The organism is Nitrosovibrio sp. Nv6, assembly GCF_900110495.1.
Classification (GTDB): Bacteria; Pseudomonadota; Gammaproteobacteria; order Burkholderiales; family Nitrosomonadaceae; genus Nitrosospira.
The window spans coordinates 727271-750837 of record NZ_FODX01000001.1 but is presented as its reverse complement, the minus strand read 5'-3'; the positions used below and the strand labels follow the sequence as shown (position 1 = coordinate 750837).

Here is a 23567-nt window from a genome sequence, read left to right as displayed (position 1 = left end):
GGAACCGGTGACGGAACCGGTGGCTGATATCGCCTTGTTGCTGGAAGGCACTTACCCATACATCCGCGGTGGCGTATCGTCGTGGGTGCACCAGATCATCGCGGGCTTGCCGGAAATAAGATTCGCCGTAATTTTTATTGGCGCCGAACGGGAAATGTACGGCTCCGTGCAGTATCAATTCCCACCCAACGTAACGCATGTCGAAACGCATTATTTAATGCAACATGAAAAGCAGCTCAAGCCGGACTCCCGCAAGGGGAACCGCAGGGCTTTCTCGGAAATGGACGAGTTGCATGCGTACATGCGCGAATCCGGATCGATACCAAGCGAGAAAATGATAAACGCATTTTCCCGGCTGGGTTCGGCTGGCGGCATCAGCAAGGAAGATTTTCTGTATAGCGAAGCCTCATGGGATTACATTACCGGGCAGTACCGGCAGCGATGCACAGAGCCGTCGTTTGTCGACTATTTCTGGGCCATACGCGCAATGCATACGCCCTTATTCGTATTGGCGGATATTGCAGCGGGTTTGCCGCCGGTGCGCGCAGTGCACGCTATTTCGACCGGTTATGCCGGATTACTTGGAGCGATGATTCGCCTGCGGCGCAATATTCCCTTTGTGCTTACCGAGCACGGCATATACACGAAGGAGCGGAAAATCGATCTGGCACAGGCTACATGGATTCACGATCACAACGACGATGTATGTAATACCCTGCATGATGAAATGGGATACATCCGCGGTTTATGGATCAAATTCTACGAGCAGATTGGCCGCATAGCCTACGCACAGGCGTCGCCCATTGTCAGCCTGTATGAGGGCAATCGTCTGAGACAAATAGCGGATGGAGCAGCGGCGGAGAAAACGCTGGTCATTACCAATGGAATCGATGTTCAACGCTATCAGGTCGCGCTCGAAAAACGGCCGGAAAAAATTCCGCCGGTGCTGGGATTGATCGGGCGTGTGGTGCCCATCAAGGATATCAAGACATTCATCAGGACGTTGCGAATGCTGGTAAATGAGCGACCCGATGCGCAAGGATGGATCGTGGGTCCGGAAGATGAAGACCCTGTATATGTGAATGAGTGCAAGGAATTGGCCGCCAGCCTCGGTTTGAAAGACAATGTCAAATTCCTGGGCTTTCAGAACATGCTTGAAATTCTTCCACAACTGGGACTGATGGTATTGACCTCGATCAGTGAAGCCTTGCCTCTGGTAGTGCTGGAGGCATTTGCCAGCGGTGTGCCATGTCTTGCAACCGATGTGGGTTCCTGCCGCGAGCTTATCGAAGGACGCGGCGAGGAGGATCGCGCGCTAGGCGCGGCGGGAAGCCTGGTTTTTATTGCCGATCCTGAGGGAACGGCAAAAGCTGCGCTTGAACTGCTCAATAACCCACCCCGATGGCGCGCTGCACAACAGGCAGGGCTCGAGCGGGTGAAGCGTTACTATAATGACAAATTGATGTTCTCGTCCTATGGGGATCTTTATGCCAAAGCGCTGGATTCCGGGTCGGACCCGGCTGGGCAACCGTTGGTAAGCACCTGAGATGGCGGGTATAGGATTTGAAATTCGCAAAATCCTGGAGCGCGACAGCTACTGGTCGGTACTGCGTGCCTACGGCTACGCGGGTTTAGTCAGCGGCGGCCCATGGGTGCTTTCTATCCTGAGCATCATGATGATCGGCATTCTTGCCGTCACACTTGGTGTCGCCCAGCAGGAGGTCAACGCGTTCCAGATTTGCGTCACTTATCTGATGGCGGGTTCGTTAATCTGGACCGGCGGCATGCAACTGATGTTTACGCGCTTTGTCGCGGATCGGACTTATGCAAATGACAAGCCCGAGGTCCTGCCAAACCTGTTCGGCGTTCTGATTATAACAATGGCGGGAGGTTTTGCATGGGCTGGCCCGTTCATTTTCTGGTCCTTCAAGGGATCGTTTTTCCAGCAACTGTTGTTGCTGAGCAATTTTGTCGTACTGAGCGGTATGTGGATCACTCTGATCTTCCTGTCGGGAATGAAGGCCTATCGCCGGATAGTCTGGACGTTAGGCAAAGGTTATCTGCTTGGTATTGTAGTGGCGCTGGTGGCATCTCCATGGGAGCTGAACGGTTTATTGCTGGGTGTGTTGACGGCTCATGGCTACCTGCTGTTTTCGTTCCTGCATCATATCGTTCGCGAATACCCGGGGAACTCCCTGCTCAAATTCGATTTTCTCGACCGCAGCCGAAGTTTTTACAGTCTGTTCGCAGTCGGAACTCTTTATTACCTGGCGGTATGGATCGATAAATTCATTTTCTGGTTTGTGCCGTTCACGTCCGAGGCGGTCATCGGTCCGTTGCGTGCCTCCATCATCTACGATCTTCCCATTTTTCTGGCCTATCTGTTTATTCTGCCCGGCATGGCCGTGTTTCTCGTGAGTATAGAAGCGGACTTCGCCGAACAGCACGAGCGCTTTTACCGCGCCGTACGGGAAGGCGACACGCTTATGCATATAGAATACAGGCGCGACCGGATGGTCTATGCCGCGCGACAAGGAATCTACGAAATTTTCAAAGTGCAGGGTTTAACGGTTGTGCTGTGTCTGCTATGGGGCAGGGACCTGCTTCATGCTGTTGGCATCTCTCCGCTATATATTCATTTATTTTACATCGATGTCGTTGCGGTCAGCGTGCAGGTATTGCTGATGGCGATTCTCAACGTGCTCTTTTACCTCGACGCCCGCCGCGAGGTACTGATTGTTACCGCATGTTTTTTCATCACGAACCTGTTGTTCACCTTTGCCACGCTGCAACTGGGAGCGGAAACGTTCGGCTACGGATTTGCAGCATCGGTAACGCTGTCGGCCTTTCTCGGCCTGTTCATCCTGTCACATAAATTCAACCGCCTGGAATACGAAACCTTCATGTTGCAGAATTAGGCGGAGGAATTGGAAGTGAGCGTCAGGAGCAGGTAAATAATCACACTCACCGTTTGTGACGTGCCTTCTTGACCCTCATCCCCTGTCGAGATATCTCACACCTGAGGTGAGATCAAAATCCCGAAGTTCATTAAGCCTCTGATTTGAACCGGCATTGCTTGCCTGAGTTATTTTGGCATAGTAATTGCTTCATAGTTGATACCACAACAGCAGCTGTTTTTGAACCGGCGGCCATTACCCTTCGCAGGGGGATGCAGCGAAATCGAAAGAAAAATAATAATAAGGTGTTCATACACCATGCTTCACCTTTGGCCCGCTTCGTGCGGGCTTTTTATTTCTACTGGTCGAGATGCGCACGAACGTAGCTAGTGGAAGTACCTCAATCCGACGTTGTTATTTTCCGGAAAAGGCGTTGTAATGTAAGTTGATGGGTGAATAGCGCAGTATTGCCAGATTTTTCGCACAATCCTGATCCGGGAGAAATTCAAGATGGGCTTATTGGTCAAGGGTAAATGGGTCGACGAATGGTACGACACCAAATCGACAGGCGGCAGTTTTGTCCGCACCAACGCTCGGTTTCGCAACTGGATCACGGCCGATGGAAGCCCTGGGCCGACCGGTGAAGGCGGTTTTCCGGCTGAGAGGGACCGTTATCACCTGTACGTATCGCTGGCCTGCCCCTGGGCCCATCGCTCTCTGATTTTTCGCGCCTTGAAAGGTTTGGAAAGCATGATGGGGGTATCGGTCGTCAATTCCTACATGGGGGATCATGGCTGGACTTTTGAGGAGGCTGCGGGAGTAGCACCCGATCCCGTGGGTGGCGCACGCTATCTTTATGAGGTCTACCTGCGCGCGGCTCCTGATTACAGCGGGAGGGTAACCGTGCCGGTGTTATGGGATTTACAGCGGGATACCATAGTCAGCAATGAGTCGGCAGACATTATCCGCATGATGAACTCAGCCTTCGATGGCATAGGCGCAGTGGAAGGGGACTACGCGCCTGCTGCACTGCTGCCGCAGATTGACGAGATCAATGGGCGCATCTATGACAACGTTAATAATGGCGTGTACAAGGCGGGCTTCGCCACCGATCAGCGCGTCTACGAGCGGGCCGTAGCGGCGCTGTTCGACTGCCTGAGCGAACTGGAGCAGCGTCTGTCGCGTCAGCGTTATCTCCTGGGCGGCCGTATCACGGAGGCCGATTGGCGGCTATTCACTACACTGATCCGCTTCGATCCGGTTTACCACGGCCACTTCAAGTGCAATCTCAGGCGTTTGACAGACTACCCTAACCTCTGGAGTTTTACCCGTGAGCTCTACCAGTGGCCCGGTGTAGCGGCAACAGTGAACATGCGGCACATCAAGGAGCATTATTACCGCAGTCATCCTACCATCAACCCCAACGGCATTGTACCTGCAGGCCCAATTCTGGATCTCGATCAGCCTCATGATCGGGCACGGCTGCCAAATGCCATGGAGAATGATGAGTAAACTGGATGGCATAGCGTAACCCGGCGGAGAAGAAGCCATCAAACGCTTCGTGGCGTCATCAGAATATCGGTCCCTTATCCGGACCCGGGAATGATGACCAATGGATGGGTGAGGAAGCCAAACATGGAGGGATTCCTCCCGGCTGATTGTGGATTGCCCTACACCGATGAGACCTGCTCCGTTTAATATCCTGACGCCATCGCTTTCACAGCCCAAGGGTACATCTGCCTCAGGACGTGTTAACACTGATGGTTAACACGTCCTGGTCTGTGCAGAATCTTTGCTCCTGATGAGCAGAAGCCCAGGGTGCGGGTTCCTTCGCTGCTTCACGCTAATTGTTTCAGTTTTGTTTTCGCCGTGCCATAAAGCCCATCAGGCCAAGACCTGCCAAAAGCATTGCGTATGCCTCTGGCTCAGGAACAGGAGAGAGCAGGTAAGCGCGCCCATTACTAGCGTTGGCGATAATCTGGCCGAGATCATTAATATCCGTTGCATCAGACAGGAAGATTCCATCCTCCAGCTTAACAAGCGAGTTAAGGTCAGTCATACCCTCGCCATCCGCTCCTATGACAAAAGCATGTCTGCGATTTGCTATTCCTGTATCCGCCCACCCCACGATTTGTCCAAACGAATTGATACCATAGGCACTACTGCTTGCTCCTCCCAGTGTCCCAAGGTCTGTCATATTGCTATCGATATCGGTGATGAAGGCATGAATTGGTGACTCGAACCCCGTTCTTATTTCGGAATAGCCTACAACTTTGCCCGCATCGTTGACAGCTAAGGCAGAGCTTGTGGCCCCGCCCAACGTGCCCAAGTCGGATGCGAACCCACCGTTAGCGCTTGTAATGTACGCGTGCATATACAGACCGGAAGAGAGATGAGCATGGCCCACCACTTGCCCCGAAGAATTAATATCAGCAACCGCATCGCCATTGGCATGCAAACTCCCAAGAGGCAACGGATTTTCCCCATTCGGGCCAGTAACAAATGCATCACTTCCTGAATGGGATATAGCGGTAATGTGGCCGGCTACCTGTCCAGCATTATTAATGCCCGAGGCATGACTATAGCTCCATCCGGTAAAACCTCTCATGCCGTTAGCATCGACAATAACTGCCTGTCGGTATAAGGTACCAAGTGAGTTGGTGTAGTCAGATTCACCCACAACCTGGCCGCTTGCATTAATATCAAAACCCCAGCTTAAATTCCCGCCTGCAAGGGTGCCGAGATCGGTGATTCCCTTGCCGTTAGGTTCAGTGATAAAGGCGTGATAGGAACGGTCAGCCAAATCGGAATTGCCTGTTATCTGCCCGTGTTCGTTGATTGCGGTAGCGTACGTGCCGGGTCCACCTAAAGTGCCAATATCAAAAGCGGTATAGCTTTGGGCGAATGTGGGAGTTGAAAAAATAAATCCACCCAAGGCAGCCCCAAAGAGCGTACTAAATATACGGATCTCGTGAATGCGTCTAAACGTCATGGTTCGGACTCCAGTATGAAGGTTTATCGAGGTGTAACAGTACTTGTTATTGCGAGACTCTAACCATCTTGCTACGCAGAGATGGCGGAACATCTTCTAAAAGAACGATGCGAGTTGTATTCTCAATTGTTCTACCCTGCCTCGGTGCTTGCAATGTAACGTCTATTTCATTGGTGTCCAGTTTCCACATGGCTCCCGTTGCAGGATCAACGATGAGCCAGCCGATAACTCCTCCAAAAACCAGATTGCCCGCAACATACCAGCCATTAACCTTTGTATCCACAGTAATATTTTGTTCTGCAAAACCTTCTTTTTTGATGTTTACCGAATATTTTTTACCGCTGAAATAGCCCTTCTTTTTCTCAAGGGGCAACGAGGTAGGCGTTTTGCCTTCGAATATTTTGGTGCCGGATTCATCCAGGATCACAATAGTCGCCTGATCAGGTGCGCTCCGGACATTCAAGGTTTCATGAGCACTATTCCCCATGATGGTGGCACAGCCGGCCAGTACAGTTGAAGCGAATAAAACCGGTATTGCTTTCCACATCTTCATATTTCCCTCTTCTTCCTAACAGTTGATAAAATGTAACGCCTGAGCATGAGCTTGGGAGCGGGGCCAGTAGAGAACCAGAAAACAACACGCCCGGCTCATACCCGGAGGCAATTATTGTAATCATGAGCGGCAAGCAGGCAGTGCTGGAACCCGCCGCAGGCGCATCAAGCGCGACTGATGCAAGATGGGGAAGCAATTTTTCCAACCGGTCCACTTCCGACGGGTCACCGCTCAGGCCAAACATGTCTAGTAAATTTGATTTCTTCATTACGTGCTTCTCTTGATTATTCATCAGCTAGAATCGCGGAATTGAAAGGAAAATTCATAAAGATTCGGTTAAATATCGGTTAAATATTGCTGAGTTTATTTTTTCGACCTCTTCCACAAGGTCAAGATGTGCCAGGAGCAATGGAGTGCAGACAAATTACTTGGAATTCCATCCTTTCAGGCTGGATAAAACCAACGCGATCCTGTGGCGCGGCGATCAGGTAGTGCGGTTACGTCCGAAGAGTTTCGCCATGTTGTGCTATCTCGCGGAGCGGTCGGGCACGCTTGTGACGAAGGATGAGTTGCTTGATGAGGTATGGCAGCACCGCTGCGTTGGGGAAGCAGTGCTGAAAGTGTGCATTAACGAATTGCGCCGGACCCTCGGTGACAGTGTTTCAGCTCCAAGCTACCTTTTAACCGTCCCCAGGCGCGGCTACCGTTTCATTGCACCGGTTACTAAATCTCCACAGGAAACGGAAGAAGCAGTCTCCGTGATTTTCCCCAAAAACCAGCTACCTGATGCAGCCGCATATTGGATAGACCGGGGGTCGCCACAAACTCGTCTGCTGGCTATTTGGCAGAAATCAATGAAAGGTTCACGCCAGGTCGTTTTCGTCACAGGGGAGAGCGGAATCGGCAAAACGACGCAGATCGAGATGTTTCTCTCCGCGGTATCCAGCCAAAATCCGGGCGTCTTGCGCATGCGTTGCGTAGAGCGCTTTGGCCAGGGTGAAGCGCTGCTCCCTATGATCGAGGCTATTGAAAAGCGTTGCAGTGCGCCTGAGGGAAGGAGACTCGTCGAGCTGTTGTATCGGTACGCGCCGGTTTGGCTTGCGCAATTGCCGTCAGTGCTGCAACCCGAGGAGCGCGCAGCGCTTCAGCGTGAGATTTTCGGCGCAAACCGTGAACGCATGGTGCGAGAAGGCTGCGAGTTGCTGGAAACCTTGAGCAAGGTGCCTTTGATTCTCGTGCTTGAGGATGTCCATTGGAGTGATCACGCAACACTGGATTTTTTAAGTCTGCTTGCACAGCGTCATGTGTCGGCGTGCCTGATGGTGCTCGCGACATATCGGCCCGTCGATGCAAGCCAGCAGGTGCACCCGGTTACGATGATCCATCGGGATTTGCAACTGAGGGGAATTTGTTCCGAAGTTGCGCTTGAGCCGTTTTCCCGCGACGAAGTCAAACATTACCTCACTCGGCGTTTTCCACGCACAGACATTCCCGACTCGATGAGCCAATCGCTTTTTATCAGAACCGGCGGGCATCCTTTGTTCATATCCAATCTGATCGAATACTTGATAAACCAGCATCAATGGTCGCCGTCGTCTCAAAAAATTGCGGTGGATACAGCGCTGCCGGAAACAATCCGCAGGGTTATAGAACGTGAAATCGAGCGGTTGAGTCCGGAGGAGCAGCGCATTCTGACGGCAGCGAGTGTGGCCGGAATGCAGTTTCGGGCGAGCCTGCTTTGCGCTGTCCTGAGTATGGAGATCGTCGAGGTAGACCGTTGCTGCAATACCTTGGTCAGACGCGGCCAGATATTGGTATTCGATGGAATGGAGCAAAGCGCGAAAGGGGATGTTGCGGGCCACTATGCATTCCGCCATGCCTTTATCTTGAAGTCCTCTACCAGCGGCTTTCTTCCGCTGAAGCGATACGAATGCACCTTCGCATTGGAGAATGCCTTGAAGCGTTATACGGCGAGCAAAACGTCGAGCACGCAGGTGAACTCGCTCTGCACTTTGAAAACGGGTGGGATTGGCTTCGAACGATCCGCTATCTGGTACAGGCAGCTGACAACAGCACCCGGCGCTTTGCCAATCGGCAGGCGCACGACTACCTGGTGCACGCCTTTCAGGTAATAGAACGTTTACCTACGGAGCAACAGGCGAAAACAAGCATGAGCCTCCTCAAGCAATCAGCGGCGGTAAGGCGTTCGATGGGCGACATGGCGGGAGCGAAAACCGATCTGGAGAAAATGCTGGCGGTGGCAAGAGCCTTGGGAAATAGCCGGGAACAGGTTGTAGGGCTCCTCGAATTAAGTCGAGTCCTTGTTTTGTTGAATCGCCTTGAGTGTCTCGAGTTCGCGGAGCAAGCGCTTTCAGCTTCCGTAGCCCTTGAAGACAAGGTCCTTCAGGCGATTGTCAAGGGCATGTGGGGCGGCCTGAACCTATTGTTGCGGCCGTGGCGGAAGGAATATTCTGCCGCATGTCACGAATCCATGGATGCGGTTCGCGCAACGGGAAATCCGCTAGCGCTTCACTCGCGGTTGACCCAGCACATTTACGTTGAATTGCTAGCCTCGAATTACCAGAGCGCTGCGACGACAGCAGTTGAAGCGCTAGCGTTATCGCGCCTGTTGGGAGATGGCTACATGTTCATGGCGGGCCATTACTACTATGGTTTAACTCTGCTGCATAGCGGTGATTGGGGCAGATTGCGCGAGACTGCAGAGCAAAGCAGGCGTGCATTCGAGTGGCATGACGGCGGTTTGCTGCTTCGGTTGCATCGGCACATCTTGATGGGCTGGTTGCATGTGGCGGGCGGTGATTTTTTGGGTGCTAAAGCGTATTGCGAGGAAGCGCTGTCGGAAGGCGTCGGTGCCTGGGCTGATTTCGTCACGGTTCATTGTTCCGCAATCCTGGGAAATGCCCTGTACGGACTAAAGGATTATGCTGGCGCCATTCGATGCTTTGACGCTTTTTTTCAGGCGGAAAAGAATAAGGCTCTCCCGATATTCTCCAACTATTTCTTCCCTGCCTGCCTTGGAGCGGGGGAAACATGGCTCGCACTGGGAAAACTGGATAAGGCGCGTCACTATGCGCAGCGCTTATGTGATCTTTCCAGCGGTCCGCCCGAGCGCACCTATCTTGCACTCGGGCACCGCCTGTTTGCCGAGATTGCGATAACGGAAGAGGCTTTGGACGAAGCGCATTCACATATTGCGGAGGCGCTCGAAATCGTGGAAAGCGCGGAAACTCCCCTTGCCGCGTGGAAGGTCTACGCGACTGGAGAAAAACTGTATCACCGGCTGGATGATGTGAGAAGGATGAGCCACTGCCGATCAAAAAAACAGGATGAGATCGATCAACTGCTCAACTCTCTTCAAGTATCAGACCCCTTGCGGGAACACTTGCTAAATCTTGGCGAAAGCCACGATTCCCTTTCCTCAACGGGATACAGCCTGGCTTGAGGCAACTTTTCAATCATCCGCACGCTTGTAGCCTTCTTGTTACATAGATACAAGGAGCTTTTTAATATTGGTTGCCATGCAAGCGCAACACACGCATTCCTGCGTTTCGTATCCCCTATTCCGGTATTGGGAGCCCGTAATTGTGCTGTCCTTCGGCACATTATTTTCCAGGCGGCCCTATAAAAGTATGAGCTGTGTGCCTGAGGAAGGTCACTGATTGCTCATCGAGGATTGCCTTGTTTGTGTGTTTCGATGCGCTTCAGGAAAACACCCATCACTTCCCGGTAGAGCACATCCTTCAGCACGGCATCTTCATTGCCGGCATCCACATTCGGATTGTCATTGACCTCGATTACACTGCAGCGGTTACCCACCTGCTTGATATCCACGCCGTAGAATCCCGCACCGATGAGATTGGCCGATTCAAGCGCAATCCTGATTACTTCTTCAGGCGTCTCGTCTATCGGAACAGCCTGTGTTGGACCTTCGCTCAGCTTGCGCCGGCCTTCGTCGCGCTTGATGACCTGCCAATGTGCTGCGGGAAAGTAGTATTTGGCGACAAATAACACTTTCCGGTCGAGTATGCCAACCCGCCAGTCGAATCGGGTAGGCAGCCATTCCTGGGCAATAATCAGTACCGATTTTGCCAGCAGTTCGGTTACCCTGGGTATCAGTTCGGCTTCTGTTTCGACCTTTATCACCCCGCGCGAGAACGAACTGTCCGGCTGTTTCAGAATACAGGGAAGACCCAGTTCCGGGACGATTCGGGAAATATTGTCACGGTGCACCAATAGCGTTTTTGGGGTCGGTAAATTATGCTGAGCGAGGAGTTCCGCCAGATAGACTTTGTTATTGCACTTGAGGATGGAGTCCGGGTCATCGATTACCACTAGTCTTTCTGCTGTTGCCAGCCTGGAGAAACGGTATGTATAGTGGTTGACAAAGGTTGTGTCGCGAATGAATAAGGCGTCGAACTGAGGTAGTCGGCGCATGTCCGAACGTGTGATGAATTCCACTCGCATGCTCAGTTCTTCCGCAGCCTTTTTGAATTTTTGCAAGGCTTTTGCATTGGAAGGGGGCTCGGGATTATCTGGATCGTGGAGGATGGCAAGATCGAAGCGCGGCGGATGTTTCTCCGACCATTGCCTGCGTCCCGTGAAATACTCGGTAGCCGCACGCACTGCAAACTCCTGGTGATCAGAAGGTATATCGCCGGCGCCAATGGCCCGAACACTTCGCAGGCTCCATCGGTTGCGATGGCGTTCAAAACGAGCCGACAGGAGAGGCACCTGCAACAAATTGAAAAGTTGATGGCTGAGTGGATGGTAGCCGGCTGTATCGCGGCCGAAGTAAACGCCGAGTTCGAGACTGTCCGCGGGCAGCGGCGACAGTTTCCGCTGGATCAGGTCATTCATGTCCTCGGTAAGATGGCGCACCAGATTCCAGGACTGTAAATCTTCGATGGCGCCGACCTTCGGCAGCGGTTTATGCCCCCGTGCCTCGGCAAGCAACGAAACGTAATAACCCGAGCCCTGGTAGTGGTAGGATTTGCAAAGATTGAATAATTTGACAGAGCGGCTCATCGCATTCCTGCCACGGTCGGTGTTGGTCCCATGGCCTATGGCATGGTCAACGGTATCGTCAACGGCGAAAGCGGGATCGGTCAGATAGGTTTGCGCCGCGACAATCGTTACATCAGGAATCTGCAGAGGCCAGTCTTCAGGTTCATCAACGATAATGAGTATATTCATAAAGTTCGGCTGTTGAGCCTGCCTGGTTCGTCATCTCTTCCCCAAGGTTAATGCTCGGGCTGAGGCCGGTTTCTTCGCTGCGCGACTCGAAGATGAGCTACTGCCCACCCCGACGGGCGCTCCGACCGCCACCCTTGCTTGTCTCGCCTGGCCGGGTGCCCGCGCTGCGTAGATTGACGAACTTGTTTAATGTATCAAACCAGAAGGGCGCTCCCATTGAGACGGCGAGTATGGAAACCAGCAGGCCGAACAATTTGTAAAACGTCCAGCGGGCGAATTTCCACGACAGCTCGGGGCTTTCAAAATATCCGGGATCCTCGCGGTTATTTGGATCAAATGACCATCCTACTGGTAACTTGATGTTCTCGGCCGCTTCAAGAACCGCTTGCAAACCCGGTGCGCCGCTCATTCCTGTGCTTGGACCGGGTTGTGATTCCGCGGGTGCAGGCGACATTCCTTCCGATGTTGGCTCGGCCAGCTTTACGGCGGGCTGGGTCTTCACCGCGTCCTGTGCGGCAGCAACGAGTGATGCGCGCAGAGCGTTGTCTTTGGAAAGCCGCTGAATAAGCATCACAGTATCTGCGTTGGAAATGACAACGACTATGGCGGCAAGACAAAGCAGCACCCGTTGCGTCCAGCGCTTGTACCAGCCGCCAACCCTTTCCATGGCGTTGTTGAACCAGCCTTCAAGATTCTCCCGGAAGGCTTCCGCTTGGTGTTCGATGGCAGTGACTTCACGGCGGGTTTTATCGACAAGGACAAGAAGGGTTTCTTTGGTATGCCCTTCGGGAAGCTTCCTCAGTCCTTCCTGAATGTTGCCCAGTGGATCTGGATGCTGGGCGGCAAACTCGCGGGCATAGGCAAGCGCCTCTTTCAAAGTGGCGCTTGCCGTCAGCAGCAACTTGACCTCCCTGGGATTTTTTGCGGAAGCAACAGCGGCTCGGCGCGCGTCCAGCATTTTCACGGCAGCGTTTATACTGTTGATGCTATTCCTGGACTGTGCTGTCTTCCTGGCGAGATCGGCGTCGCCAGGCGCTGCACTGGAAGCTTGCAGGGCCTGATCATATGCCGTCTTTGCCTGGTCAGCGAGAGTTTCCAGCCTTGCGCGGGTCTGGTCCCGAGCAGTTTTCGCCTGATTGGCGGCGTCAGCAAGATTGCGATCGTTAGGCGATCCTGCCGCTGCTTCCCGAGCTTCTTCATATGCGTCTTCCGCGCTTTCGGCATTATCCAGTAGTTCGCCGTATTTGCCTGCAATAGCGCCGCGGGCAGCAAGAATATCCAGCAAAGCGAGCGAGAAATTCGAAGAGGACATGTACGATGGCAAGCGAGTCCGTTTGTCCGGATTGGACGCGTACTGCGAAATGCCGCCTATCAGTCCGTGATTGTAGACTTGCTGCGCCAATCCGGTAAATTTCGGATCGTTGAGAAGGTTTTTAATACCTTCCACGAGGTTTTTTCCCCGCTTGTCAATTAACGATGCGATCCCCTCGTTGAGTGCGGTGCATATCAGGCTGAGCAGCAAGTAGACAAATATGATACCGATCGCGACTTCCAATATATTTGAACCGAACATTTACGCCTCCATCCATAGAAACCCGAGCGCGTCATGCATGGTTCAGTCTAGCAGAATAACGCTATTTCGCCGCGGAGGCGGCTTATGCAAGCACAAGCAGGGAGCGAAGAGCGTAATTGGAGCAGCGCCAATGCGTCCGAAAGAGTGAAAGAGCAAGCAATAATCGCCTGCATTCCGCGGCGATTCTATTGTCATGGCCGCCATAACGCGTCAGTAGTGTACGGGCTTTGAAATAACCTGCGGGAAAGACGTCACTTGGAGACATCCCTTGCGGCAACTTCGTCAGGCTGTCATAGTCTCATCAGTAAAATCCTGTAGCTGTAAGCGGTGACTCATGAGACGACCGGTTTTTATAACTCTTTTTTTATTCGGTATTTATAGCGGGCTCGCCAATGCAAGCGGGTTAGCCGCCACCATGGGTCCGGTCGATGTGCCGGACACCATGGCGGAGCGGGTAAAACCCTGCATTGTCTGCCATGATCTGGAAGATAAAAAAGGGCGGGGGGACTATTACCCGCGTATCGCGGGAAAACCAGAAGGCTATTTGTTCAATCAGTTGCGCAATTTCCGCGATGGGCAGCGCTATTACCGGCCTATGGCCCTGCTGCTTTCGAATATGACTGACTCATATCTTGTGGAAATGGCCGCCTATTTTTCCACACTTAAGCAGCCTTACCCGCCACCAGAACGCATGGTTTCATCGCCAGCCGAAATCAGGCTTGCCCAAAAGCTCATCAATCAGGGAGATCCCACGCGAAAAATTCCGGCGTGCACCGAATGCCACGGTAAAGAGTTAATGGGTACGGCACCATTTATTCCGGGTTTGTTGGGTCTTCCGCGCGTTTACATGGTGGCCCAGTTGGGCGCCTGGAGGAACGGCGGATTGATACGTGGGCAAACGGCGGACTGCATGTCGGAAATCGCAAAACAGCTTACCACCGAGGAGGCGAACGCTGTTGCAGCATGGCTGGCAGCGCAGCCTGTTCCACAGAATGGTAGCCCGGCTACCGTTCTGCCCATCGAGATGGCAAAGCGTTGTGAAAGCATCGTTCACGGGGGCTCACTTCGGTGAAACTGTACCTTGTTGCCGCGACGCTCACATGCCTGCTTGGTTTGGCAGCTTTGGCGGCTCTAATCGATTCGGGCTTTTCATTTGAATTGATGGGCGCACCGATCACAGAAAAGGAAGGAAAGCCTGAAATGATTATACCCGCGGAGCAGCAGCGCGCCCGGGGTGCTTATCTTGCGCGAGCAGCTAATTGCGTGGGATGCCATACAGCTCAAGGTGGTCCGGCCTACGCCGGTGGTCGAAGCCTGTCCACGCCCTTCGGGACGTTTATCACGACTAATATCACGCCCGATAAGGCAACCGGTATCGGCGACTGGAATGAAGAGGATTTCTGGAAGGCGATGCACGAGGGCAAGTCCCGCGATGGTCGTCCCTTGTACCCGGCCTTTCCTTATACAGAATACACAAAAGTCACGCGCGAGGACTCCGACGCCATTTTTAGCCATCTTCAATCGCTTGCGCCCGTCGCCCAGCGTAATCCACCCAGTCGGATCAATTTTCCCTACGATTTGCAGCCACTGCTGAGTCTCTGGCGCGCAATTTATTTCAAGCCCGGCCTTTATCAGCTGGACCGTAACAAAAGCGACGAATGGAACCGCGGCGCTTACCTGGTGCAGGGACTCGGGCATTGCGGTGCTTGTCATACGGAACGCAATCCTCTTGTCGGTATGAGAAGTGCCGAGGGGGACGCTACTCTTGGGGGAGGACAGATCATGGGCTCGAACTGGTATGCCCCATCGTTAACCTCGAGTGTGGAAGCAGGCTCGGCCGACTGGACGGTGGGAGAGATTGTGCAGTTACTCGTCACTGGCGTCTCGTCGCGAGCGACTATGTCGGGTCCCATGGCGGAAGTCGTGGGGCAAAGCCTTCAGCATTTGACAAGGGAGGACGCACTTGCAATGGCCGTTTATCTGAAATCATTACCCGAGAGCAAGCCGCGTTCGCGAGCAAACGCTCCAGCTCTTACCGAGGAAGTGCAGAATTGGTTGCGGCAGGGCGCCAGAATCTACAAACAATATTGTCAGGATTGCCATGGGGCTTCGGGGCAAGGCGCCCCGGGCATCTATCCACCTCTGGCGGGTAATCGCGCTGTCACCATGACTCCCCCGATTAACGTGATTCGCAGCGTTCTCAATGGGGGCTATCCGCCAGTTACCGCGGGTAATCCGCGTCCTTACGGCATGCCGCCATTCGCACAGGCTCTACATGATGGCGAGGTCGCGCTGGTTTTATCGTATATCCGCAACGCATGGGGCAATCGTGCCAGCCTGATTACGGCAGCTCAAGTCGACAAGAGCCGGGAAGGCATACATTGATGTACGATTCGGATCAACGGTCGTACCTTTGAACTTTGAATTTTATAGTAAAGGCTCATCCGCCGGGTCTGTGATCGGATCACCTGGCGTTGGATCAGGATCATACGGCCGAGGGTCTACAGGTTTCTCCGGATCCCTTCTTGGTTTGTCAGGATCGATAGGACGAGGAGGGTCTTCCACAGGTCTGTCGGGGGAGCGGTCGGGATGGGGTTCGGGGCCATCGGGCCTGTCCGGCTTACCCGGTCCATTCGGTCCATTCGGCCGATTTTGAGAATAATACTTCGTCATGATGTGCTCGCCTAGGAAAATATATTCGAATCGCCGCCAGTCTTGAGGGACCAGCGGCGCTGACGGCCTATATCAGAGTTTCAGTGGAGCACCCGTTTCAACTGACCGCGTATTTCCCCGCTCTTATGCGCGTCGCTATGCACGTTGACGTACAGGTTTCCTGCCTTGAAGGCGTCGTATTGCGCATCGGTCAATTGTGCGCCATCTGGAACCAACCACTCATTGTCACCGGTCTTTTTGAGCGTAATGATATCAGGGCCATTTTTACCCACTGCTCCCTCGTGAATATGCGCTCCTGTGCCTTTTATATCGGACGTGGTGATCTTGCCTTTGACAGATTTATCGTCCTCGACCGTTATGGCGCCGCTGCCGGTCGCGGAGGTTTGGACGGGCGGCACTTCCTGGTCTCCGCTCAGATTTACCTTGATTTCACCCGCAGTCGCTAGTCCTGCGCCTCCAGCCAGAGTCAGTGCGCCAGCAATCAATGCAACGATAGCCAGGGAGAATCTGGATTTTTGAACAATTGCGCTCATTTAGTTTGCCTCCTTCAGAATGATAAATTATGGATTTTGATGGCTCCTTGACTGGTTCCACCCGCGTCCGCTTCTATTAGCTGCGTCGTCGTGCCTGCGGATGGTGAAGCCAATTCCTGTTATTTTATTTAGCCCTCCAGAATGAGTCCGTACGGTAGCGTACGTAAGTTATCGATTCTCATTCACCTTGGTCCACAGTCTTTCAAGCAGCGGCGCTGTTAAAAAATGTTGGGAGATCGTCTTTTGAAAAGGGCGGCGCCCGCAAGGGTTTTCGTTTTCTCTTGTGGCGGCATTCATCGCCTTGCAGGATGGGAACGGTTGGGCGTCGTGCTTCGTAGTAGTTTGGTCACACATGCTGGCTTTGTAGTGGCGAACTGACACCTGCCATTATCAAGTTGCTATCAGGCAGTCTATTTGACAGGAACAGGCGTTCGGTGTGCCACGGGAACAGCACTAATACTGTTTTGGGGACTTCCTTCTATCAATTTGTCGGAATAGGTAAGATAGATAAGCGTGTTGCGCCTGGAATCGACCACTCTGACCACGTGCAGACGCTTGAACAGAATCGACATGCGTTCAGTAAACACGTCCTCCTGCCGGGGGAGCTTTTCCAGAAACTGGACTTCGGCCACCTGCCGGCAGGCAATGGATGCTTCCGCTCTATCCTCCGCCAATCCCACGGTGCCTTTGACGCCTCCGGTCTTTGCGCGCGAAACGTAGCAAGTCACTCCCTGTACCTTGGGGTCGTCATACGCTTCTATCACCACGCGATCATCCTTTCCCAGCCACCGGAAGGCGGTATCCACTTCACCGATCAGCTCTGCTTTTGCCATCGTGCAGAACGCTGTCATAACCAGTATTCCTGCTGTAACTCTTATTACCGACATTCTTCCTCCATTGTTAAATTCTCGACCAATATGGACGAGTCGAACGGCCGAGCTGTAAAGACGTAGTGTTCATGTCCTATTTCGAGGTCTTCACCCATATGCATTTTTCCATTTCTATTATGCGGGCTGCCCGCTCTAAATTCACTTTTTGAAACCCGCAGTTCAGCCCCGCAAATCGCGGCAAGCGATTCATGGTACAACACCGATTGAAATTCCACGCTTACTTGAAATTCCAAAGCCATTGCGATAGTGCGGAACTCTCGATAAGCTTCAAAGTAAGGATGACTAAATTCGACGAATCCCCGTCATTAAATCTTTGAGAGAGAGCCGCAGACAAAAATGAACATCAGGATAAAACGGGTTTATGAGCCGCCAGAAAAAGAGGATGGGACGCGCATTCTGGTCGACCGGCTCTGGCCCCGGGGTCTGACAAAGGCAAAAGCCGATGTTCACCTCTGGCTCAAGGAAATCGCCCCCAGCACCGAACTCCGAAAGTGGTTCAGTCATGATACCGATAAGTGGGTGGAGTTCAAGAAGCGTTACCGGGCCGAACTCAAGGGAAACGATGAGCAAGTCGCACTGCTCAAGGAAAAAATAAAGAATGGGGTGGTCACACTGGTGTATGGCGCCAAGGACGAAGCGCATAACGAAGCTGTCGTTCTTCAAGAGTTCCTGCGCCGCTAGACTTTCCGAAGGGATAGCATTGAGGAGACCCATCCCGACCCGTTGCGGCATATTCGTTTCAAAAGATCCGGAGTCCGGCAAGACGGTTGTTCTTGACCAACAACACGACATTGTCGGCTTCGACCATTGCCGCATAGTACAAGAGCCGCGGGCAGGTGTAGTTGTTCTTCAAATGGATCAAGCAGCATCTGTGCATCAAGCGCTTTATTGGCAACAGCGAGAACGCAATAAAGACGAAAATCCACCTATATACTGATTACCATCGTCAAAAAGGAGTTGTAAATCGGTGCCTCGCTTTACACTTTGCTTCAGATTCTGTCAGTCCCTATGTTCGAGAAAACCCAGCTACACCAAGTCTTCGCGGGCATTAGCAACACTCACGAACAGGTGGCTTTAGTAACCAACTAATTTGTTCGGGTTTTAACCGGACACTACGATTCGGAAGATGCCACAAAACTCACACGCAGCTTGTTGAACCGGACGGGAGGATGGGCGGTATGGGTAGGTGGAGGTAGAGATTAGGGGATGAGCCGCTGATTTAATAATAAGAGAGCAAAGCCAACCTCTTCCCCATCCTTGGCGCACCCATCGCTTGACTGTTCGATTTTGGTCATCTAAATTGATATTGTAGACATTACTTCCACCCTTGCTGCTGCTCCCAGGGTTGGACTTGGGGTTTATGGCGCGTAAGAAAAACAGAAAGCGCGGTTTAATATCATTGCCGCGTCGATATTCTATCCGGGCTTGCGAATGGGGGAGGCCGCACAAGAGCCTGCCTCTTCGGCAACTTAAATGTAGTGGTCTAATTTGAAGCAATAGACTCTTAATACTCAACGCCCTCTTGTCGGAGCAAACAATGATAATTAACTATTGTCTCAAAGTCCGCAGCTTTTTCCTGATTGTCGTTTTTGGCATTGGTTTCGGTTCATATCCCCCCATCGCGTTCGCGCAATCGGCATATGTATATTTTATTGTTGACATCAACAGCAAGGATTGGATCCAATTGGGAAACTTGGGTGGAAGCTTCATTTATCCGGTAGACATGAACGATAGCGGGCAGGTGGTTGGACGTGCTGGAACGGCGACAGGAGAGGGCCATGCTTTCATCACCGGCCCCAATGGAGCAGGGATGATCGATCTCGGCACGCTGGGTGGAACCTCCAGTTGGGCCGAGGGCATCAACGATGCTGGGCAGGTAGCGGGCTTTTCCAGCATGACTACAGGAGGAACCCATCCCTTTATCACCGGGCCTAATGGCATAGGGATGACCGATCTGGGCACTTTTGGCGGAATGCACAACGAGGCGGCGGACATTAACAACGTAGGTCAAGTTGTGGGATTTTCCGAAACGATCTCAGGAGAGAATCATGCCTTCATCACCGGTCCCAATGGCATAGGCATGAGAGACCTTGGCACGCCTCATGATGGAGGAAATTCTGGGGGTCATGCCATCAACGATGCTGGGCAAGTGGTAGGCCATTCCTACGCAGCCAACGGAGATTATTATGCCTTCATCACTGGCCCTAATGGCATAGGCGTGACCGACCTGGACACATGGGACCGAACGCACAGCATAGCGGAAGGTATTAACGACGCTGGGCAGGTAGTCGGTGTTTCCGGGGAGCGTGCATTCATCACTGGCCCCAATGGTGTAGGGGTGACCGAGCTCGGCACTTTAGGTGGATATTGGAGCACCGCATACGACATCAACGATTCCGGGCAGGTGGTAGGCTATTCCTACACAGATAGCCCCTTTCGGCAGCACGCTTTCGTCACCGGCCCCGATGGCGAGGGAATGATAGATCTCAATTTATTAGTGGATCTGCCGGATGGAATTACTCTAGAGCATGCCTTCGCTATTAATGATAAGGGCCAGGTTCTAGTCCATGGCTTTGCTCGTGCTATCAATCCTATTCCCGAACCCGAAACCTATGCCATGCTGCTTGCTGGACTTGGCCTGGTCGGACTTATGGTCCGGGGAAAGAAGATGAATGCTGGTGCCTTTAGCTAGGGATACAATCCAGCTATAGTCGTCACGGAGACGATTGCTTTTGCCAGGCTCATCCCTCTGCTGCCTACATCACCGACCTCGATGGTCTGGGCATAACCGATCTGGGTACGTTAGGCGGAGTGGAGAGCAGGCCTTTGTATCAACGCTGCCGGCCGAGTGGTAGGGAATCGACGACAAGTCAGGCCGAGCCGCATGCTTTCATCACCAGTCCCGGTGGGATGGGCATGAAAGACATTGGCACTCTAGGCGGTAATTCCAGCTGCGCGTAGGAGCATCAATGACGCCGGGCAGGTTTCGAACAACGGGCCAAGCAGCACCTGGCCCATCTTGTCGCAACAGAGTCCGTCCCATCCGGCGTACGGAATCACAGTGAACACTGTCCTCGGTCATCAATAATGTCATCAAATCATCCCCACGTTTCTACCCTTGGCAGTTCCGGTCCCAGTTTGTCGGGGTCAAGGACGCCGTAGGAATGAGCGCGTTTTGTTCCGCGACGCTCTTTTTCTGCATACCCTTCTTCAATCTCATCTTCCGAGCCTTCCGCAATCATTCCGTCCGTCTCATGTCCACCCTCCTTCGGAATAGCATAAAAACCGACAGATCATATGCTATAGATCCGGATAGCTTATTTGTTCTCTCCAGTAACTTTTTTCAGCCCATCGTTTTTATTATTGTAGACTACGAAGATTGACTCAGCCAAACCGGTGTGGGAGCAGCTCGGGCTATGCCGGGCAGCAGGATTGACGCACGGTGAAGCCTGCGCTTGCGAAATCAAAATCATGTCGCAATCTGTCTTTTTCAGGACACAGCGACATGCACAAACAACACTTTATCCGGTTTTGAACCGATCTTGATGACTAAACTTCAAATCACGTTCGCCGCTGTTCTGTTAAATCTGTTTCTTGGAGGCCCAGTTCTGGCCGAGGAAGAAAAAAAGGCCAGGAGCGAGAAAACGCCAACTTTGAATCCTGTGAGACAAGTCATGGATCCCCACGACAAAAACATTGCGATCAATATACAGAATGACGGTGAACAAATTGTTGTGGATGCGAACTTTATTGTTCCGGTTGTGCCCCAGCAGGCATGGGCGGTATTGACTGATTTCGACAATATACCCAAGTTCAATTCCAGCGTTCTGTTCAGTAAAGTCACTGACAGAACAGGCAACAATGTTCATGTTTCACAAAAAGGCGTCACCAAATATGGTTTCTTCACTTTTTCGTTCGAGTCCGTACGGGAAATAAATTTGCTTCCTTTCAGGAAAATCGAGGAACGCATGATCAGTGGCAGCATGCGCAAAATGGAGGAGACGACGCAGCTATTGCCTGAAGGAAATGAAACGCGCATCAGCTACCACGCCGTGTTTGTTCCTGGTGTTGGGGTTCCACCCGGGATAGCGAAGGTGTTCATAAAGCGGGAAGCGCAGGATCAATTTCAGGCAATAGTAGGTGAGATCATCAGAAGAAAGCAGATGAACGTCGCAAGTCAATAATGCACGATGTAACGCGGAGACAGTTCGTTCGGCGCGCCTCAAGGCTTGCCTGAGGCGTCATGGGGCGTTTGAGCCGGTGGTTCGGAGGCCGACTGCTGTAACAAACGGGGAACCTCGGCTACCTTTTCCCTCATTTCGTTGGGCGCCATATTCGATGTGCTATCCGATGCAATATCCTTTTGCCCGGTTTTATGCAACTGGTAGGCCTGGATCAACAGCGAAACACCTATCCAGCCGGCGAGCAGGGAGAAAGGGATCACCATCAGCAGCGGCTGCAGCAATGCAAGCGCAGTCAGACCTAATAAGGTAGCACCGCCAAACAACATGATTTTTGCTTCAGCCGCGCCGAGCACGAGCCGGCTGGTAATAGCGGCCCCAACAGTATTGCCCACGCGAATGGCCCCTGCCGTCAATCGGCTGGCACTTCCTGGCCTGGGGCCCGCCTTATTCCCGCGACGTAAACCGGCTACGGAATCGGACTGCGCTACCGGACGAACACGGTTCTTTTCGCTGAGTACGATTTCAGTCGCATTATTCAAATCCTGCAGGTACATTTGTTCCATTTCCTGCGCAAACTCGTGATTTTCGACCACCACATCCAGTTCCCAATTGCCAAGCCAGCTGGACATGTTGAGGTTGCTCGAGCCCACGCGAGCCCACCGGCCATCAGCTACAGCGGTCTTTGCATGTAACATGGACCCATTCCATTCGAATACGCGCACGCCGGCTTCCAGCAAGGGGCGATAACCGGTACGGGAAATCGGCCGCAGGAATTTGAGGTCGCCGCTCGAACCTGGAACCAGTAATCGGACATCCACGCCATCCATTGCCGCGCCCCTCAGCGCTTGCATATAGCTGGTGGTACCGACAAAATATGCATCGGTGAGCCAGAGCGTTTTCTGGGCTAATACCGTAATCAGCTGTTCGAGCCGGTATAGTCCGGCGGTGGCGGCAATGTTACCCAAAACCCTCAAATCGACAACACCCGCGAGGGGGATCGAGCCCCTGTCCGGAAGGTCATCCGCTGGCACTTCGCCGCCAGTCTCAGCCCAGGCGCGGGAAAAAGAATGCACCACATCGGCTACGACGGGGCCGCATATCTCAATCCCGGTATCACGCCATGGCGGAATACCTCGCTTGGGATAACCTCTCCACATTTCTCCGACACATAATCCGCTGACAAAGGCGACGCGATTATCCACGCTGAGCGATTTACGATGAAGCCGGCTCAGCCAGGCCAGAGGACTATCGAAGCGCAAGGGGTTGAAGCAGCGCACCTCGACGCCACTGCCACTCAACCGCCGCCAGAAGCTGTTGGATGTTTGTGTCAGGCAGCCGAGCCAGTCGTAGAGCACCCTTACCCTGACGCCTTCCTTTGCTTTTGTAATAAGCGCATCGGCAAATTGCTGCCCAATATCATCATCGCGAATAATATAGTTTTCGAAATGAATATTCTTTTTCGCTGAACGGATCGCCTCAAGCCACGCGGGATAATTCTCGCTTGCATCCTTGAGAAGGCGGATGCTGTTGCCATGTACGAGCGGGGCGCCTGCCGCGCGTGAAAACGCTTGTGCCGCCAGAATGCGCGTCGCATGGGTTGCTTCACGCGGATACTCTGTCAGCTTGACTTTGGCCATATGATTCGTTTTACGTTTTCGTGATTACACAGCAAAAAGCATCAAAATATATTCCAACTTCAATGGCAGTGCGGGTTGTTGTTCAGTCTGTTACTTCCTCGCCGAATTTTGAGTCGACATAGCAGCGCATTGCGGCAATCAGAGGGGAGAGTCCCTTTTGCCGGTTTCTGCCCGATCGCATATACGCGGTACAGTGCTCCGAACCTGCTTCCAGACTATGACTGAGATTTATTCCTTCCCTTTCTATAATAGGCCCTCCCTGAGACCAATCAACTGATGGTTCCCAGCGGACATGGTTGATGACACAGTGCGAATCAATAACGTGCACTTCTGCTGCACCATTGGCTTTCGCCACCCAATAATCGAGCAGTTCGTCTTTAAGCTCGGATACTTTCACAATTTTCTCCTTATGATAGTTCCG

General features: G+C 52.7%; 19 protein-coding genes and 1 pseudogene. 12 read left to right on the top strand and 8 right to left on the bottom strand.

Annotation, left to right across the window (positions count from 1 at the left end; translation table 11 throughout):
• The first annotated feature begins 7 nt into the window (after positions 1-7).
• The 3 genes from pelF (at position 8) to BMX66_RS03670 (ending at position 4409) form a co-directional block, all read left to right on the top strand.
• Complete coding sequence (gene pelF / locus BMX66_RS03680; RefSeq protein WP_255398793.1) at positions 8-1546, top strand: GT4 family glycosyltransferase PelF; 1539 nt, start codon at positions 8-10, stop codon at positions 1544-1546.
• 1 nt (position 1547) lies between these two features.
• Positions 1548-2918 (top strand): exopolysaccharide Pel transporter PelG, encoded by a 1371-nt coding sequence (pelG, locus tag BMX66_RS03675; RefSeq protein WP_090878468.1) that lies wholly within the window; start codon positions 1548-1550, stop codon positions 2916-2918.
• A gap of 489 nt (positions 2919-3407) precedes the next feature.
• Positions 3408-4409, top strand: coding sequence for a glutathione S-transferase family protein (locus BMX66_RS03670; RefSeq protein ID WP_090878466.1), 1002 nt, complete (start codon positions 3408-3410; stop codon positions 4407-4409).
• 340 nt (positions 4410-4749) lie between these two features.
• Here BMX66_RS03670 and BMX66_RS03665 read toward each other — a convergent pair whose 3' ends face one another.
• Positions 4750-5889, bottom strand: coding sequence for a DUF3466 family protein (locus BMX66_RS03665; RefSeq protein WP_158593377.1), 1140 nt, complete (start codon positions 5887-5889; stop codon positions 4750-4752).
• A gap of 46 nt (positions 5890-5935) precedes the next feature.
• Positions 5936-6442, bottom strand: a complete 507-nt coding sequence (locus BMX66_RS03660; protein WP_090878462.1) for a hypothetical protein — start codon at positions 6440-6442, stop codon at positions 5936-5938.
• A 413-nt stretch (positions 6443-6855) separates the two neighbouring features.
• Between BMX66_RS03660 and BMX66_RS15955 the strand changes: the two genes are divergently transcribed.
• Together BMX66_RS15955 and BMX66_RS15950 are read left to right on the top strand one after the other, a co-directional pair.
• A complete protein-coding gene (locus BMX66_RS15955; protein WP_255398792.1) occupies positions 6856-8574 on the top strand; it encodes an AAA family ATPase in 1719 nt (572 codons plus the stop codon).
• 38 nt (positions 8575-8612) lie between these two features.
• The gene (locus BMX66_RS15950; protein ID WP_255398791.1) at positions 8613-9905 is read left to right on the top strand and encodes a hypothetical protein; all 1293 of its coding nucleotides are present in this window, start codon (positions 8613-8615) and stop codon (positions 9903-9905) included.
• Positions 9906-10126: 221 nt separating this feature from the next.
• Here the strand turns inward: BMX66_RS15950 and BMX66_RS03650 are convergent, their stop codons facing one another.
• Positions 10127-11656 carry a RimK family protein gene (locus tag BMX66_RS03650; protein WP_090878460.1) on the bottom strand — a complete coding sequence of 510 codons (1530 nt, stop codon included), beginning with the start codon at positions 11654-11656 and terminating at the stop codon, positions 10127-10129.
• 97 nt (positions 11657-11753) lie between these two features.
• Entirely contained in the window at positions 11754-13229 is a 1476-nt protein-coding gene (locus BMX66_RS03645) for a hypothetical protein (protein ID WP_090878458.1), read from the bottom strand.
• A gap of 334 nt (positions 13230-13563) precedes the next feature.
• Between BMX66_RS03645 and BMX66_RS03640 the strand changes: the two genes are divergently transcribed.
• The gene (locus tag BMX66_RS03640) at positions 13564-14301 is read left to right on the top strand and encodes a c-type cytochrome (RefSeq protein ID WP_369826952.1); all 738 of its coding nucleotides are present in this window, start codon (positions 13564-13566) and stop codon (positions 14299-14301) included.
• A gap of 89 nt (positions 14302-14390) precedes the next feature.
• Positions 14391-15614, top strand: coding sequence for a c-type cytochrome (locus BMX66_RS03635; protein WP_177168743.1), 1224 nt, complete (start codon positions 14391-14393; stop codon positions 15612-15614).
• A gap of 368 nt (positions 15615-15982) precedes the next feature.
• Here the strand turns inward: BMX66_RS03635 and BMX66_RS03630 are convergent, their stop codons facing one another.
• Both BMX66_RS03630 and BMX66_RS03625 read right to left on the bottom strand, forming a co-directional pair.
• Positions 15983-16435, bottom strand: a complete 453-nt coding sequence (locus BMX66_RS03630) for a CHRD domain-containing protein (RefSeq protein ID WP_090878454.1) — start codon at positions 16433-16435, stop codon at positions 15983-15985.
• 410 nt (positions 16436-16845) lie between these two features.
• The gene (locus BMX66_RS03625; RefSeq protein WP_090878450.1) at positions 16846-17322 is read right to left on the bottom strand and encodes a CreA family protein; all 477 of its coding nucleotides are present in this window, start codon (positions 17320-17322) and stop codon (positions 16846-16848) included.
• 339 nt (positions 17323-17661) lie between these two features.
• Between BMX66_RS03625 and BMX66_RS03615 the strand changes: the two genes are divergently transcribed.
• The 5 genes and pseudogenes from BMX66_RS03615 to BMX66_RS03595 all read left to right on the top strand — a co-directional run bounded on the left by BMX66_RS03615 (position 17662) and on the right by BMX66_RS03595 (position 21509).
• The gene (locus BMX66_RS03615) at positions 17662-18006 is read left to right on the top strand and encodes a DUF488 domain-containing protein (RefSeq protein WP_090878446.1); all 345 of its coding nucleotides are present in this window, start codon (positions 17662-17664) and stop codon (positions 18004-18006) included.
• A 30-nt stretch (positions 18007-18036) separates the two neighbouring features.
• A pseudogene (locus BMX66_RS03610) lies at positions 18037-18414 on the top strand (transposase); the annotation flags it as partial.
• 448 nt (positions 18415-18862) lie between these two features.
• Entirely contained in the window at positions 18863-20017 is a 1155-nt protein-coding gene (locus BMX66_RS03605; RefSeq protein ID WP_090878444.1) for an HAF repeat-containing PEP-CTERM protein, read from the top strand.
• Positions 20018-20136: 119 nt separating this feature from the next.
• The gene (locus BMX66_RS16105) at positions 20137-20286 is read left to right on the top strand and encodes a hypothetical protein (protein WP_369826951.1); all 150 of its coding nucleotides are present in this window, start codon (positions 20137-20139) and stop codon (positions 20284-20286) included.
• A 584-nt stretch (positions 20287-20870) separates the two neighbouring features.
• The gene (locus BMX66_RS03595; RefSeq protein WP_090878440.1) at positions 20871-21509 is read left to right on the top strand and encodes an SRPBCC family protein; all 639 of its coding nucleotides are present in this window, start codon (positions 20871-20873) and stop codon (positions 21507-21509) included.
• Positions 21510-21547: 38 nt separating this feature from the next.
• Here BMX66_RS03595 and BMX66_RS03590 read toward each other — a convergent pair whose 3' ends face one another.
• On the bottom strand, positions 21548-23146 hold the full coding sequence (locus BMX66_RS03590) for a phospholipase D-like domain-containing protein (RefSeq protein WP_090878438.1): 1599 nt from the start codon (positions 23144-23146) through the stop codon (positions 21548-21550).
• Positions 23147-23228: 82 nt separating this feature from the next.
• On the bottom strand, positions 23229-23543 hold the full coding sequence (locus tag BMX66_RS03585) for a phage protein NinX family protein (RefSeq protein ID WP_090878436.1): 315 nt from the start codon (positions 23541-23543) through the stop codon (positions 23229-23231).
• Between the last annotated feature and the right edge of the window lie 24 nt (positions 23544-23567).

What these genes read in the sequence shown, in the direction of transcription:
- pelG (WP_090878468.1), top strand. Translation starts at nt 1,548, where the DNA reads ATGGCGGGTATAGGATTTGAAATTCGCAAAATCCTGGAGCGCGACAGC.
- BMX66_RS03670 (WP_090878466.1), top strand. Translation starts at nt 3,408, where the DNA reads ATGGGCTTATTGGTCAAGGGTAAATGGGTCGACGAATGGTACGACACC.
- BMX66_RS03665 (WP_158593377.1), bottom strand. Translation starts at nt 5,889, where the DNA reads ATGACGTTTAGACGCATTCACGAGATCCGTATATTTAGTACGCTCTTT.
- BMX66_RS03660 (WP_090878462.1), bottom strand. Translation starts at nt 6,442, where the DNA reads ATGAAGATGTGGAAAGCAATACCGGTTTTATTCGCTTCAACTGTACTG.
- BMX66_RS15950 (WP_255398791.1), top strand. Translation starts at nt 8,613, where the DNA reads ATGAGCCTCCTCAAGCAATCAGCGGCGGTAAGGCGTTCGATGGGCGAC.
- BMX66_RS03650 (WP_090878460.1), bottom strand. Translation starts at nt 11,656, where the DNA reads ATGAATATACTCATTATCGTTGATGAACCTGAAGACTGGCCTCTGCAG.
- BMX66_RS03645 (WP_090878458.1), bottom strand. Translation starts at nt 13,229, where the DNA reads ATGTTCGGTTCAAATATATTGGAAGTCGCGATCGGTATCATATTTGTC.
- BMX66_RS03640 (WP_369826952.1), top strand. Translation starts at nt 13,564, where the DNA reads ATGAGACGACCGGTTTTTATAACTCTTTTTTTATTCGGTATTTATAGC.
- BMX66_RS03635 (WP_177168743.1), top strand. Translation starts at nt 14,391, where the DNA reads ATGGGCGCACCGATCACAGAAAAGGAAGGAAAGCCTGAAATGATTATA.
- BMX66_RS03630 (WP_090878454.1), bottom strand. Translation starts at nt 16,435, where the DNA reads ATGAGCGCAATTGTTCAAAAATCCAGATTCTCCCTGGCTATCGTTGCA.
- BMX66_RS03625 (WP_090878450.1), bottom strand. Translation starts at nt 17,322, where the DNA reads ATGTCGGTAATAAGAGTTACAGCAGGAATACTGGTTATGACAGCGTTC.
- BMX66_RS03615 (WP_090878446.1), top strand. Translation starts at nt 17,662, where the DNA reads ATGAACATCAGGATAAAACGGGTTTATGAGCCGCCAGAAAAAGAGGAT.
- BMX66_RS03605 (WP_090878444.1), top strand. Translation starts at nt 18,863, where the DNA reads ATGATAATTAACTATTGTCTCAAAGTCCGCAGCTTTTTCCTGATTGTC.
- BMX66_RS03595 (WP_090878440.1), top strand. Translation starts at nt 20,871, where the DNA reads ATGACTAAACTTCAAATCACGTTCGCCGCTGTTCTGTTAAATCTGTTT.
- BMX66_RS03590 (WP_090878438.1), bottom strand. Translation starts at nt 23,146, where the DNA reads ATGGCCAAAGTCAAGCTGACAGAGTATCCGCGTGAAGCAACCCATGCG.